General features: G+C 57.6%; 12 protein-coding genes. 7 read left to right on the top strand and 5 right to left on the bottom strand.

Annotated elements, in window-relative coordinates; all coding sequences use genetic code 11:
- Positions 1–29: 29 nt before the first annotated feature.
- Complete coding sequence (locus DSM3645_RS08065; protein WP_040351698.1) at positions 30–1,184, bottom strand: hypothetical protein; 1,155 nt, start codon at positions 1,182–1,184, stop codon at positions 30–32.
- A 298-nt stretch (positions 1,185–1,482) separates the two neighbouring features.
- Here DSM3645_RS08065 and DSM3645_RS08060 point away from each other — a divergent pair, with 298 nt between their 5' ends.
- The 5 genes from DSM3645_RS08060 (at position 1,483) to DSM3645_RS30205 (ending at position 6,449) form a co-directional block, all read left to right on the top strand.
- Positions 1,483–2,337, top strand: a complete 855-nt coding sequence (locus tag DSM3645_RS08060) for a hypothetical protein (RefSeq protein ID WP_002651621.1) — start codon at positions 1,483–1,485, stop codon at positions 2,335–2,337.
- Positions 2,338–2,475: 138 nt separating this feature from the next.
- Positions 2,476–3,057: a hypothetical protein gene (locus DSM3645_RS08055; RefSeq protein ID WP_131282328.1), complete on the top strand. Its 582-nt coding sequence runs from the start codon at positions 2,476–2,478 to the stop codon at positions 3,055–3,057.
- 118 nt (positions 3,058–3,175) lie between these two features.
- Positions 3,176–3,664, top strand: coding sequence for a hypothetical protein (locus DSM3645_RS08050; protein WP_002651619.1), 489 nt, complete (start codon positions 3,176–3,178; stop codon positions 3,662–3,664).
- A gap of 132 nt (positions 3,665–3,796) precedes the next feature.
- Positions 3,797–5,920, top strand: a complete 2,124-nt coding sequence (locus tag DSM3645_RS08045) for a TIM44-like domain-containing protein (protein WP_002651618.1) — start codon at positions 3,797–3,799, stop codon at positions 5,918–5,920.
- 16 nt (positions 5,921–5,936) lie between these two features.
- On the top strand, positions 5,937–6,449 hold the full coding sequence (locus tag DSM3645_RS30205) for a hypothetical protein (RefSeq protein WP_002651617.1): 513 nt from the start codon (positions 5,937–5,939) through the stop codon (positions 6,447–6,449).
- A gap of 13 nt (positions 6,450–6,462) precedes the next feature.
- Here the strand turns inward: DSM3645_RS30205 and DSM3645_RS08035 are convergent, their stop codons facing one another.
- The 4 genes from DSM3645_RS08035 to DSM3645_RS08020 all read right to left on the bottom strand — a co-directional run bounded on the left by DSM3645_RS08035 (position 6,463) and on the right by DSM3645_RS08020 (position 12,933).
- On the bottom strand, positions 6,463–7,395 hold the full coding sequence (locus tag DSM3645_RS08035; RefSeq protein WP_002651616.1) for an ABC transporter ATP-binding protein: 933 nt from the start codon (positions 7,393–7,395) through the stop codon (positions 6,463–6,465).
- A 19-nt stretch (positions 7,396–7,414) separates the two neighbouring features.
- Complete coding sequence (locus DSM3645_RS08030; protein ID WP_002651615.1) at positions 7,415–9,607, bottom strand: hypothetical protein; 2,193 nt, start codon at positions 9,605–9,607, stop codon at positions 7,415–7,417.
- 159 nt (positions 9,608–9,766) lie between these two features.
- Positions 9,767–10,096: a MazG nucleotide pyrophosphohydrolase domain-containing protein gene (locus DSM3645_RS08025; protein WP_002651614.1), complete on the bottom strand. Its 330-nt coding sequence runs from the start codon at positions 10,094–10,096 to the stop codon at positions 9,767–9,769.
- On the bottom strand, positions 10,093–12,933 hold the full coding sequence (locus DSM3645_RS08020) for a tetratricopeptide repeat protein (protein WP_002651613.1): 2,841 nt from the start codon (positions 12,931–12,933) through the stop codon (positions 10,093–10,095). Before DSM3645_RS08020 ends, DSM3645_RS08025 begins: the two co-directional genes overlap by 4 nt.
- A 133-nt stretch (positions 12,934–13,066) precedes the next feature.
- On the opposite strand from DSM3645_RS08020, the gene DSM3645_RS08015 reads away from it, so the two are divergent.
- Positions 13,067–13,387, top strand: a complete 321-nt coding sequence (locus DSM3645_RS08015; protein WP_002651612.1) for a Rieske (2Fe-2S) protein — start codon at positions 13,067–13,069, stop codon at positions 13,385–13,387.
- 50 nt (positions 13,388–13,437) lie between these two features.
- Entirely contained in the window at positions 13,438–14,379 is a 942-nt protein-coding gene (locus DSM3645_RS08010) for a mechanosensitive ion channel family protein (RefSeq protein ID WP_002651611.1), read from the top strand.
- Positions 14,380–14,444 lie beyond the last annotated feature (65 nt).

The raw sequence follows: 14,444 nt of genomic DNA, 5'->3' as shown, positions 1-14,444 counted from the left end.
ATGTTGGCCTCAAGGCCGAAGCGATCCGCTTACTGCGGTGGGCAGTAGGCGCCGCCGCCCTGGCTCGGCATGTACTCGCGACGATCGGCGTGCGGTTGTCCGAAGGCCGGAGCGTGGTGCATGTTTTCTTCCACAATCCAAGCCTTGTTCGGCGGAGTCGGATAGCTCAGACCCGGCTTCTGCTTGACATGGATGTTGACCTTGTCGGTAGGACCAGGAATGTGCATGTGCGTGTGATTGGTTATCACGTGCTTCTGCAATCCGGCCGGGCCGCCCAACGGAATGTGAGCCGGACCAGGCAACCCGATCGGCGTGCCGACGTACGGCATGCCATATTCAGGCGTGGTGACGCCGGCGACAAACGGAGCCGAGTAAGGATGACCGCCGGGCAAGCCGGGGTAACCCATCGGACCGCCGGGACCCATGGCCGGCATCATGCCGCCGCCGGCCATGACGTTCGGATCGAATCCGCCTTGCAGTTCGTCACCCGGCATTTCCAGGTCTTTGTTACCCAAGCGAGTGATCGCCATGATCGTGCCGCGGCGATCGGCTTCCATGATCGGGTCGACGCCGGGATCGAGACGAGTCGAGACGAGCGTTTCGACGTCGGCCAAGGCCAGCTCTTGATAGTTGGGATCGGGCAGGTAGATCACCTTCGTTACGAAGTTGCCGCTACGAACCTGAGCAAAGTCTTCTTCGGTGAATTGAATCGGAATCGCATTGTGAGCCAGGAAGGCGTCAGTACGCGGAGTGGCCGGACCAACTTCGATGGTCGGGTACAGCTCGGCGCCGGGATCGCCCGGGATGTTGGTCAGCTTCAAGCGGTAGATGCCGCCTTGGGGGAAGTTGACCGGGAACGGCACGACGCGCGGCGTCGAGTCGTAGTAGCCGATGCCGCCTACGTCCCATTGAACCTGCATCCCGTCCGGTTTGACGAACAAGATCTGGCTGGTCGACGCTGGTCCGGGCATTCCCAGACCCATGTTTGGATCCATCGGCATCATGGCTGACGCTTGTTGGATCGGCGGCCCATTCAGCACTCCGGGACCGGGACCGTCAACGCCTGGGCCTGGATGACGAAGTTGTTGCGCCGGCGGCAAGTTGTGCGGCGTGTGCATGGCTTGACAGCCAACCGTCGCAGCCGTCAGCGACAGCATGGCCCACTTCCAGAAAGTCTGTCTCATGGTTTTCCCCCTCACTCAGCTCTTGCCGCCGATTCGGAACCGACACGGGTCAGTACAAGAGTTAAAGCGATTCGCTATCGTTCGGTTTTGGTTCACTCAGTTGATTTGTCAAACGTCGCCGGCGGCATTCGCCGATTGACGTGGACCTGTTCCTGTCACAGAGCGTAAAATCGCCGCTCGACGTGACGAGCAGCCAATCCCAATTCCCGCACGAACAAACCGCGCAAGGAAGACTCCGTGGCATTAATGTTCGGCCCGGAACGATGCGAATCTTTGGGAAAACCGACAAAACCTTGATATGAGCAATAATCGGCGTAATGTGACACTGCTGACTGCAGCCGTGGTGCTAGCGGTTTTCACCGCCGTTTGCGCCGTCGAGTTTCCCTCTTTGCCGTTGCTTGCTCCTGCTTCGCAGGCGGTTGCCGCCGATGTTGCTAGCGGCGATAGCTTGACTTCGGCCGGTCGTAACGCCGATCAATTGCTGGCCGCCGCGATCCGCCGCGTGTTGGCCTGCTCGTCGATCGTCACGCGGATGGAGTATTCGACCATCACGCCGGCAGCGGCCGGATCGGGGTACTATCTGGAAAAAGGAGCGCTGCTCCGCCGACTAGAACTCAAACTGCGCGGCGTCGAGCAGGCGAGCTTGTTGCAAATCAGCAATGGGCGAATGCTTTGGACGCGCTGCACGACGCAGCGAGAAACGATGACCAGCGAAACAAAGCCGCCGACTCCGCTGCATAGCCCTCAAATGCATCTGGCCGAGTTGGGACTTCCCGGACTGCTAGCGCAGCTGAAAGCCGAATATGATCTGGTCTTGGTCGGCGCCGGAAAACTAGCGGACGAAGATGTCTTTGTGCTGAAGGGAGTCTTAAAGCGTGACACGCTTGTTAGCCGACTGCCGCAGCACGCAGCGGAGATCCGGTCCGGCGCATTCTCGGCCTGGAGCGAACTTCCGGAAGGTACGCCTGCAGCGCTGATCATCGCTTTGGGACGGGAAGACGCGGTTCCGCGGCGGATTCAGTTTCATGCGATTACCGACGGCGCGGCGCTTGCCGCATGGCCGAAACTGGAGACGCACGAAACGCGGACAATCGATTTGCGGGATGTGCAGTTGAACCAGCCGATTGCATCCGCGACCTTTGTGCATCCCTAACTGCGGTGTTAGTGGCGATATCTGCACCCATCGGATATGGCGTCTCTTTGAGCCGTCGACCAAAATGGTGTATGCTGGAGCGTATTCACTCTGAGTAACTCCATGAATTCCTGATCCTTGACCGCCTTGGGAGTTACGATGCATCGGCAATACTTCCCTCGCTGCCCAGTAGATGGACCCATCGAACCAGCGGTCCCCTACGAGTATGAGGGAACGCGCGGCGCCGTTCCGATGAAGTGCTCCGAGTGCCCTCATTTGTATGGAAGCGCCTGCACGCGAGCGATGCCGCTGATTCATCACAGTCTCCATTTGGATCATGGGGCCTGCGAAATCGAGGGTCCCACGGAGCCGGTTTCGTTGGAAAATGAATTCCTGCGCGCGAAAGTCGACGTGCCCGAAAAATGCGCCACCTGTATTTTTCTGGGAGTCAGCTTGGTGGAAGGCTTTTACTGCACGAAAGATGTCGATAAATGGGGCGATTTGCACCAGGGACTCGACTGGGGCACATGGCGGCCTGCTCGCATTGATCTTCAACTTCCCTCCCCCAAAGTCACCACACGCGAGTTGACGAACTTTGCCTACGAAGCTAATCTCGTTGCCTTCGTCAAAGAATTACGTCGTGTGAATCCCAATGTTTCGGTCACCGAAGCGCGGGATGATTTTTATCATCTTCGTGATATGATCGAGTCGTTCTTGGTGCGCAGCGAAGACGCTACTTAAGTAGCGATCGCAGCTATTTCGATGTTTCCTGCCGACCACGGAACGGCATCGGATTGACGGAGATGCCGTGCGCCGCTTCGCCGCCTGAAACTGTTTTGGAAAAATAGGGAGACCACCCATGATTGCTGCCGCAGAGCTGGGCGGGTTTTTCGCCGCACATGCTGTTTGGTGCGTCTCGGATGGAGACCTGCTGATCCCCATTCTCGCTTACGCGACTCCGGATGGAGAACGGGAGATGGAGCGTCTGGAGCATGACGATCTGGAAGTCGCGGTGAAGGCCGGCGTCGAGCGGTTGGAAGCGAACGAGATGGAGGCCGACGACGGCGTCTTCGTCTTTGATGGTCGCGTGACGATTAACGAGGTGACGCACGATGCGATCATCCTGGAACATCGCGCCTATCTATGGCCCGAATCTAAGCTGATCGTCGCTGTCCCCTACGTTCCGGTCGAGAGCGGCGCGTTTAAGGTGCATCGGCCGATGCTGTTGGCTTGGGAGAAGTGCGACGACTGTGATCCCGATACGGCGATGAAGTCGTTCTTTCACGGGGTCGCCGAGCATGAAAAAGGCGCCGAAGTCTGGAAAACCTGCTTCGAAGAGCGCGAGTAAACCAGTACGAAACTACGTGTTTCGCTGCGGTTTGCGCGTTAAAATGCGCCGGCGCCGCTAAGAATTCGTCTCGACGGACGAATACCTAGCGCCCTTTTGCATTTTCTCCTCTCAACCCCTGAGTGTCTGCTTGTGCGAATTGCCCGTGCTATCGCCGTCATGTTTTTGCTCGGGGGACTGATTCTGGTTCCTGCGCCTGATGCTTGGGGACGCGCCGGTAGCGGCGGATCGTTTTCTGGCGGCGGCGGTTCCTTTTCCAGCGGATCGGGCGGCGGCCATTTTTCTTCGGGTTCCGGCGGAGGCCATGGCGATTTGGGGCCGCTCATCTTTTTTCTTTTTCGCCATCCGGTCATCGGCATTCCAACCTTTGTCATCGTCGCGATCGTCTTCGTTTGGTATGTCATGCAAGCCAACGAGCGCCAGCAACGGCGATTTATTCATCGCTCGTTTCACAAACTGGACCATGACTTTATCGACTCGTGTCTGGAAGCTTTGAAGGAGAGTGATCCGTCGTTTGACCTGCCGCAGTTCAAGCAACGCGCCGAGAACGCGTTTGGCAAAATTCAACGCGCCTGGTCGGATCAAGATCTGGCGTCGATTCACGCGTTTGTTTCGGACGGCGTTTACGAACGTTTCTCGCTGCAAATTTCAGAACAGCACGAACTTGGCTATCGCAACGTGATCGAAGACGTGCGGATCCTGAAGATGGAGCCGATCGAAATCATCGCCAGCCGAAATGATCAAAACGCGTTTGAAGTGATCTCGCTGCGAGTCCAAGCGCGGGGCAAGGATTATCGTGTCGATCGTACGACCGGCAAGCTGATCCCCGGCTCGAAAAGCAATGAGTCTTTTTCTGAGGTTTGGACGTTTCTGCGACGCCGCGGAGCGCAGACGAAGCCGCAAAAAGCGGGACTAATCGAAGGAAATTGCCCCAACTGCGGCGCATCGATTCAGATCAACCAATGGGATCGTTGCGGCTCGTGCGAAAGTTTGCTACGCAGCGGCGAGCATGACTGGGTGCTAAGCGAAATCACGCAAAGCAGCGTCTGGAAACCCAACGCCGCGCTGGGGCTGAACAGCGCCACGCGATATTGGATTTCGCATGATCCCGGCTTCAACACGCATCACTTGGAAGATCGCGCGAGCGTGATCTTCACACGCAAAGTGACGGCCGATCGACATGGTGATCTGCGCCCGTTGAATAAAGTGGCGCACGACATGTTTTGCGATCTGCATGGCAAAGTGCTCAACGCGCGAGAGCGGACGTTCTATACCGATTGCGGCGTCGGCGCGGTCGACGTCATCGGGGTGATCACCGATAAGCATTTGGATCGCGCCTTGGTCGATATTCGTTGGTCAGGCCGGCGCAACAAGAAAAGTGGAGAGAGCCAAGAGACGTCGCGCGAGCCGAGCACGCTACGCACGATGATGGTGCTGGCGCGTAAGCACGGCGTGCAGACCAAGATCGAAAAGAGCGTCTCGTCGCTGCAGTGTCCCGGTTGTGGCGCCCCCGAGTCGGACGCCGCGTCGCATGCTTGCGAGTTTTGTCACATGGTGCTCAACGATGGCGCGAGCGACTGGGTGTTGGTTGATTGGATTCCGTACAGCGCCAATGAAGCGCGTAACTTGCGGAAAAAAGCGAATGAGGGAATCGAAACGGTGATTGCAGCGATTCCCAACAGTTCGTCGGAAGGTATGGATATTGATCGTCCCTTGTTTGACCAACAGCCAACGATGGTTGTCAGCCAGATCGTACGGCACGTATCGGGAAGCGATTTGGACCGCGCCCAGGTCAACGGCCGCAGCTTGCGAGAATACGCCAAGATCGATGATGTCGATTTGATCGCTTGGGTCGTGCAGGTCGCAGCGGCGGATGGCAAGCTGGACGAGAAAGAGCAAAAGCTGCTGAAGGAAGTCGCCAAAAAGCATGGCGTACCGCTGAGCCGCGTCCAGGGAATGTTGACCGACGCCGCCAATGGAACGTTGGAATCACCCACGCCCGATCATCGCGCGTCAGGCGTCCAGTGGTTAACGACCATGATCGACATGGCGCTGGTCGATGGTCACTATGACGCCCGCGAGCAAAAGGTGATCGCCGCGACCGGTAAACGAATCGGACTTTCCGACTATGACTTTGCGCGACTGCTCGCCAAACGCAAAACCGAGCTCTATCGCCAAGCAAAAACGGAGTTGCAGGAGCAGAGGAAAGCAGCCAATCGACGCAAGATTCGGAAGAATTATCATCCGGATGAGTAGAATCCAGAACTTGCGAATGAATACCAATATTCGACGGAACGGAACTCTGCTTGCGTCGCTTCTGGCTGCGTTGAGCTCGCTGTTCGCCGGCTGCTCTTGTTCGCAATTAACGAACCCTCATGCAGTACGACTAGGAACGGACAGCACCAACCTGGGGGAACTCCGAAAGTTCTGCAACCTGCCGGCAGACGTTCAGTCTTGCCAGTGGCAAACCTGGTCCAATATGGATGACTTTGGATTTGGTGATTGGGGCTTGGTCGCCGTGGTCAAATTGGGAAACGACGCCGAACTCGCAGAACTGGGTGATCCCTCCCCAAGAGAGCATGTCGTGTTGTTTTCGCGCGAGCCAACGCCGGCATGGCTGCGCGATAGTACGGCGACAATGCTGGAAGCAACGGATGAACGTGGAGTCTATTCGATCCAAGGGGATACTTTTGAAGCGGGCAATATTGGCAAGTCGCCTCTTTTGCATGGTTCGATCATCAAAGGACCGGATAACACTTGGATCATCACACTGCATACAATGTAAAGTTTCGCCGAAACTACGTCTTCTTCCCCATCCCCTTGGTCAGCGCCATAAACGCCGACTCCAGATTGATTTCTTCTTCGCGGAAGAGGGTCAGCTTGTGGCCGGCTTGGATCAGCCAAGTCGGTAGATCGCTGTAGTCGCTGGTTCCCTCTTTCAAGGTCACCATCAGGTAAGTCGGGCGCGGCTCAATGCTTTCGACCATTTCGGAGCCTTCCAAGACCTGGGCGGCCGCTTCCTGATCGCCGTCGACGCCGATATGCAGCACCGTCTTTTGGCGGACTTGCTTCATCACTTCTTCGACCGATGCGTTGACCGACATCACGCCGCGATCGATGATCCCGATCTTGTTACAGACATCGGCCAGTTCGGGCAGAATGTGGCTCGATACGATGATCGTTTTTCCCATGTCACGCAACCGCTTCAGCAAGTTGCGCATCTCGATCCGAGCACGAGGATCCAGACCGCTCGCCGGTTCGTCCAGCAGCAGCACTTGCGGATCATGCAGCAGCACGCGAGCCAGGCCCAAACGCTGCGTCTGACCGCGTGAGAGCGTATTGGCGAACGCGTCCCGTTTGAAATCGAGATCGACCAGGTTGAGCATTTCGTCGCATACCTGGCGTCGCTGGGCGCCGCGGATGCGATAGGCGGCGGCGAAGAACTCGAGGTACTCGATCACCTTCATGTCGTCGTACACGCCAAAGAAGTCAGGCATGTATCCGACCAGGCGGCGGATCTCTTTGGGATTGGTGTAGATCGAATGGCCGCAGACGTAGGCTTCGCCCCAGGTCGGGTTGAGCAGCGTCGCGATGATTCGCATCGTGGTCGTCTTGCCGGCCCCGTTGGGGCCGATAAAGCCAAACACGTCCCCTTGCTTCAGGTCGAGCTCGATCCCTTTGATCGCAAAGAAGTCGCCGTATTTTTTCGTCAGGTCGTGAGTTTCGATCATGGCGGCGCCTAAAGGTGCGTTATTCCGGCTCAACCGGATAGATCAAGCGAACGTAGGTCCAGTGTTCCGTTTTCGGCGCAAGCGGCTCTCCCGATCCAGCAGCCGTCATCTGCAACTGCGTGACCGGTTCGGCCGACTTGCCGACCAATACGGCGCGTTGCGTTTGCGAGTGCTTCGAGAGGTCGATGAACCCCTGATAGCGCTGAATCAAATTCGTATAGCCGCGACCGCCTGCCGATTCGTGAAACAGGGCGACTTCCATGATGCGGTCGATATCGGTGTTTTCGCGGTCCCACAGTTCCGACACGTCGCGCGCGTCGGAGACCCGGGTTTTGCGTAAGACCTTGTCCGAGTTCTTGCCGGCTTTGCCAGAAAGCGACAAGACGCCGCCGGCCGGAAATTTCGGAAAGTGCCAAGCCCAGCGGCCGTAGAAAACGTAGACGTCTTCCAGGTCAATTTCGGTCGGATTGCGAATCACGCCGTCGAGTAGTTGATTGCTGATTTCGGTCAGCGGTTTGGGGGCTTCGCCATCGAGCGTCGCCCAGCCGCGACCAAACAAACTGCGCGATGACCAAATCTGAATCGGCAAGTTCTCGAGCGATACGGAGTCATCCGCTTCGGCCAGGTAGTACGGGTTTTGCACCGTCGCGAGCGACTGACGCGAATCCATGCCGCCCAGCGATTTGCCTGGCAAACCTTGCCAGGCGAGGATTTGTTTCCAATCGCTCGCTTGCGCCGGGGACTGATTGTGCAATTGAATGTTGAGCCGCTGCGTTTGCGGGCTGTAGATATGGGCCCACGTGGTGGAGCGGACGACGCGGCTGGCCAAATCGCAGTCGAGTACGTCGACTTGATTCATCCGCAGTTCATGGCCTTTCGCCCAAAAAGCGATCCCCCATGAAGCGCCGCAAGCCAACAGCACAAACAGCGGAAACGTGACCCACGTCCATTCCATGCGGGGAAAGTAGCGTTTCAGCAAGAAGTAGTCGCCGGGTCCGATCAACAGCAGATAACCGACAACAATCACGCCGATCAACAAAAATGAGATCAGATGGACCCCTTGGAATTGATCGAGCGCGACGCGCAATTGTCCCGAGAGATCTTCGTAGCCGACATGTGCGGCGCTTTGTCCGGCCAACGAGACGATGCCAGAGTCTTGTTGCTCTGACTCGCCGATCAGCAGTTTGACCAGCAACGGCTTGCGACCGTCCCAGCCGGCGATCGGCTGCGAGTTGAGATCGAATGCGACAAATTCGATCAGTCCAAATCCGTAAGGAGCGATCGAGATCAACGGAGTTGGATTGGCCGTCGCGAGTTGGACCAACGCAATCCCGCTGGCGTCTTCCAACGTGGCGATCTCTAAAGTTGGCGCGCCTGGGCGATCGAGCCGCGTGACTTTACCCGCATATTTTTCGAGATCGGCCGTTTGGCGTTCTTCCTCAAACCCGACGTACTTGCCAGGGAGATAGCGAGCCAAGGGAGCGTCCGCCGACAACAGTTGTTCGGTATCGGCGCCAACCGCGAGAAAGATGCGTCCGCCTAGCTTGGCCCACCAATCGAGCGCCGCCAACTTCTCGGCCGGCAATTTGCGCCACGCTGCGGAGTCGCCGCTGACAATCAGCAGACGGTCGACCCCTTCTAGCATGCGCCAATCGTCCGGCAGTTGGCTGGGATCGATCTGAGCGAGTTGCGATGATTCGTTAGGAGGCACGCGCTGTTGGTTCAAGATGTCTTGAATGCCGACTAATTCGCCTGATTGCAGCCAGAGTTGTTGGCTCGCGAGCACCGGTTGTCCCAGATCGGCGACGGCGGCTTGCCAGACCGATCGACTGACGACGCCGTCGACTTCGCTTTCGAGGATGACTTCGATCCGGCTGCTGGTGCGGCCGATCTTCACCGGAAGGACAAACGTCTTGGTTTCGCCAGCGGCGATTTGGGCCGCTTCGTCGTGAGGCCAGCGATGTTCGACCGGGACTCCGTCCGAATCGAAAGCGGCGATATGAATTTTGCCTTGCAGCGGTTCGGACCCGGCCGTGATCGCGACACGAATCGGCGACCACACGCCGACTTTGAACCGTCCAGCGAAACCAAGGCTCGCTTCGATCTCGGCGATGTCATGACGCTGCTGCATCCACTCGCCGGCCCATAAAGAGGACGCCGACGTGGCGATGAGAACGATCGTAATTAGGAAGGTGCGACAGAGAAGCAACATCAAAGTCGAACGTGTCTCACAAAAGGGGGGACGCCACCGGAGTTCCAAGTTGGATGGCTTGAAGCTATTTAGCATAATCAGCCGGCCGCTTTCCTGCGAGTTGACGCGGGGCCTCCGCTGGCCAACTTCGCGGGAAGTTAACGCCGATTGGACCGATTTTTACGGCTTTTCGGCGTCATCGCAGACGCATAGAAATTGTCCACAACCTGGACAGCCGCTCCCATATTTTTGATTTACGGCGTCAGCCAGATCGACTCCGGCGACGTTGGCGATGGTGGTCAGCCAGGCCAGCACGTCGGCAAACTCGCCCACGCGCTCTTCATGCGTTCCGCCGCGAAGCGCTGACGAGAGCTCGCCAACTTCCTCCATCAGCCACATGAAGGTTCCTTCGACCCCGCGGGTCTGGTCCTTTTCAAAGTACATGTCGCGGATCAATTTTTGAAATTGACCCAAGCTGACGTCGACCGGCGGCGCAGGTTCTTGGTTCACGATTTGATTTGCTCTAACAACTGTTGGGCCGCCGCGGAGGACGGAGAATGTTTCAGCACAGCTTCCAGAATTTCACGCGCGGCCGCTTCGTCACTGACAGCGATCAGCGCTTCGGCCGCGGCGATTCCCCAATCTACTCGATCAGGGGATAAGCGAAAAGCGACCGCCAGTTCACGGGCCGCCGCCAGAGGGTGATCGAGCTCTTGCTCGGCGCGGCCGTTGATCTCATGCGCTTGGGCGTCGGCCACATCAATCTGAAACGCCTCTTCCGACCAGCGCGCTGCGCCTCGCCAATCGTCGCGAGCCGCTAACAGGGTCGCCAGTTTTTTACGAATCGCGACGTCGTGATGTTTTTGCGCGGCCAGGATCGGCAGCAGTTTCAGCAGCGCGTCGTCATCTTTTTGCAGCAGATGGACGCGGACCAGCGCTGCGGTCCATTCTTCACTCGCCGGCTCCGCTTTGGCGCCGCGCTCGTACAGTTCGATCGCCGACTGGTAATCCTTTTGTTTCAATCGCAAGCCGGCCAACAGCGCCACCGGACGACGATCAAAGCGATCGCCGGTCGCTTGCTCCAGCAATTTCAGCGTCTCTTGGGCGTCCCCGATCGAGAGAAAGAGTCGCGCCATCACATACAAGCCGAGCGGATGGCTCGGATCGAGCTCAATCGCTTTTTCCGCGAATTTGCGAGCGCTGGAGTTCGACTTGCGTTGCAAATAAGCGTAAGCGGCGTCGGCCTGCGTATCGGCGTCTTCCGGCTGATCGCGCGCGTCACGAATCAACTGGGCGAAGCTCTTATCGTTATCGCTGGCTTTGATTTCGACATCACGGACGACCGTCACCAGATAGTCACGATAACCTCGCTCAAAATCGGCTTGCGGCGTCTGAAAGGTTCGCTCCAAAATCTGATCAGTCGTCAGCGACTCGGCATATCCCGCGAGCATTTTGGTCAGCGCGTCGTCACCGAAGCGCTGTTTCAAGTAAACGGCGTAGTGAAACGCCTGGCAGTAGGCCATGGTCCAGTCATCGCCGTCACGCGGACGAATGAAGCCGTAGTTGATCGAGTTCAGGTCAAACAAATCGTTGGCCGCAATTCGTTTCGCCAACAGTCGTTTCCAATCAGGCGGCTGCACGTCGGTCTCGTAAGTAACGGCCAACGCTTCCGTAAACCAATGGGGAATGTTGAAATCGGTCTGCTGCAAATTGACGACATGGACAAATTCGTGACGCAGCACATTGCCCCAGTTGTATTTCTCCGGCATTGACGATGGCGAAGCGAGCGCGATCATTTTGCCGGCACACGCGCCAACCGTGCCGATATAGGGCAAGCCGACCATGCGAGCGCTGAACCAGCCGTGCCCGCTGGTGTTTTTCGCTTGGTTGAAAAACTCGATCAACGTTTTGTCGGCCGGTTCGTAATCGAGGGCCGCGCAGATCGGCGCGTAGACGTTGTCTTCTAAATGGCGAGCCGCGTATTCGGCCAGCAGCTTGTCTTTTTCCGGATCATAGCGAATGAGAAAATGCTCGGTTTCCAGCGTTTCGTAGTTGGCCAGTACGTCCAATACTTCCAACGTGTTCTTCACGCGGACATGAAAGGGATCGGCCTGAAACGCCGCTTCCAGGGCAGCACGCGCCTCCGGCTCTTCTCCCATCCGCATCAGCACCATGCCCAACTCGGCATGGGGACGAACGAGTTGCGGCATTCGCTCGGTCGCCGCACGGTAGAAGCTGGCGGCGTAAGGATACTTGCGCAGCAGCTCGCAGCCTTCTCCTAGCGAGGCGAAAAACTCACCGCAGTGGGGATTGGAGAGAGACTGCGTTTCGATCAATTCTCCGTAACGGGTCGAACTTCCTTCGCTTGTCTCGAGCGCCGCTCCGTCGGCCGCCAAGTAGGCGGCGGCTAACAGGCCGGCGGTCGCTTGACGCTTGTCATTGATCTCGCGAGCTTTCGTCAGCGCCGCGATCGCTTCGAGCGGGCGAAAATCGGCCAGGTACGCTTTCGCTTTGGCTTCTAGCGCCGGGACGTAATCGCTGCGAATCGCCAATGCTTGATCGGCGGCGGCGATCGCCAGGTCGACGTTGTAGCCGGTCAGGTCCATTTGCGACTTCAGCGTGAAGAGCTCGGCCGAGCTGGAATTGATTTCCAGCGCCTTGGTCCACTCGCTGCGCGCGGAGCCCAGGTTGAACTTTTCAGCAAACAGTTCCGCTACCGCGAGTCGGGCGGGCCAATATTGGGGTGAACGCTTGAGGATCGTCGGAAAGAGCGTGTTGACCAGGTAGCTGAACTGCTCGCTGTTTTGCGTCCAACGAGCGAACTCGGCCGCGCCCAGTCCGGCGTAATACAACTGGTCGGGGTCGTCCGAGATGTCGTTTTCGTTGAAGTCGTCGACAAACCACTCGTAGGCGGCGCCAGCTGCTTCTAACTCGCCGCGCTCCCGGTGGAGTTGAGCGACCGTCCAGCGTGCGACCGGTTGCCGCTCGTCCAGCACTAGCGCCTTTTTGCAACTCGCGGACGCTGCGTCCCAGTGACCCTGGTCAAACTGTATTCGGGCCAACTGAGCGTACAAGTGAGCGGTCGGCTTTTGCTCGATCGCGGCGGTTAATGTCTTTGTCGCCGCGGCCGCTTGGCCGATCGCGATTTGGGATTTGGCGGTTAGCCACGCGGTGGTTGCGTCGGGCGGATCAACTTGCTCCAGTTCGGCGATCGCCTCGGCGTATTTGCCGGCGTAATAGAGAGACTCGGCCGATGTCGGCTCGGCCCCTTGGGCGATCCAACAGAGCGTCAGCCAGGCGGCGCACGTCAAGAGCGAGAGGTTTCGATTGCTTGCGGGCGGCATCATGCGATCGGAGGAGGAAGGGAAAGGTCTGTCAACGAGCGCGGCTCAGGCGTAAAATGGTCGCGACTGACAGCTTACGTACTATTCTAGCCCCCTTCGGCGCCGCGGCGAACCCTTTTTCATTCGGGCATTTTAGATGGCAGATTTTGTGACCGTCGCCAAAGTTGGCGATATTCCCCCCGGACAAGGCCAGGCGTTCAACGTCAGCGGACGCATGGCGGCCGTATTTCACCTGGCCGATGGGACCTATCAAGCGATCGACGATTTTTGTCCGCACATGGGCGCTTCGCTGGCCGGCGGCTATGTCGAAGATGGCGTGGTGATGTGCCCCTGGCATGCGTGGGGCTTCCAGCTTTGCGACGGCGCTTGGCTTGATAACCCGAAAGTGAAGGTCGATTGTTTCGACGTTCGCGTCGAAGGGGATGAAATCCAGGTGCGGGTCAACGCCAAAGAATAGCGGGATGCGAGCTCTATTTTCTTTCTTAACATGTACAAGGACCGACTGCCATGTTTTTCAACCTGCTGCTGGCCCAAGTAGAAAATCCGGGTGAGAATCCAGCCGGCGACAACGCCGCCGCGATCGACGTTAGCGAAAAGGCGACGCAAACCCTGACCGACTTGCAGAATTGGGGAAATTCGGCGGTCGTCTTTGTGCAAGATCAAGGACCCGAGTGGATCCTGCGAATCGTCACGGCGATTCTGATTTTGTTTGTTGGACGCTTGGTCGCTTTATGGGCGAGCGGATTCTTAAAACGGCTGATGAATCGCGGAGGCGTTGATCAAACGCTTGCTCTGTTTCTCTCGAACATCGCCTATGGTTTCTTCCTGACGCTGGTCATCGTCGCCGTGCTCGATCGCTTGGGGATTGATACCACCAGCGTCGCGGCCGTGTTGGCGGCGGCTGGTTTGGCGGTTGGCTTGGCGCTGCAAAACTCGTTAGCGAATTTTGCCGCCGGCGTGATGATCATTTTCTTTCGTCCCTTTTCGGCCGGCGATTTTGTGGAAGCCGGCGGAGTGTCGGGCATCGTCGACGCCGTCCAGATTTTCCACACGCAGATGAAGACGCCGGACAACAAGATGATCATCGTCCCCAACGGCAACATCACCAGCGGCAACATCATCAACTACTCACGCAACGCGACCCGCCGCGTTGATCTGACCGTTGGCTGCGGCTATGACGATGATCTGCGGGAAGTAAAGAAGTATTTGATCGCCCTGTTGGAAAGCGACGAACGAATCCTCCAAGATCCGCCGCCGGAAGTTCGCGTGACCGAACTCGCTTCAAGCAGCGTCAACTTTATCGTTCGCGGCTGGGTCAAGAAGGAAGACTTTTGGGCGGTTTCGTGTGATTTGACCGAACAGGTCAAACTGGGCTTCGACGAACGCGGCTTCTCAATTCCGTATCCGCAGAGTGACGTGCACATGCACCAGGCGGCGCCGTCGGCGTAGGCAAACCAAAACCGATCCACTAGCTCGCTGGCGCTTTTTGAAGTTTTGACGTTGCGTTATTTCCC

It is taken from the genome of Blastopirellula marina DSM 3645 (assembly GCF_000153105.1).
Taxonomy (GTDB): Bacteria; Planctomycetota; Planctomycetia; order Pirellulales; family Pirellulaceae; genus Blastopirellula; species Blastopirellula marina.
The sequence above is the reverse complement of the archived record's forward strand: the minus strand, read 5'-3'. Positions and strand labels throughout refer to the sequence as shown.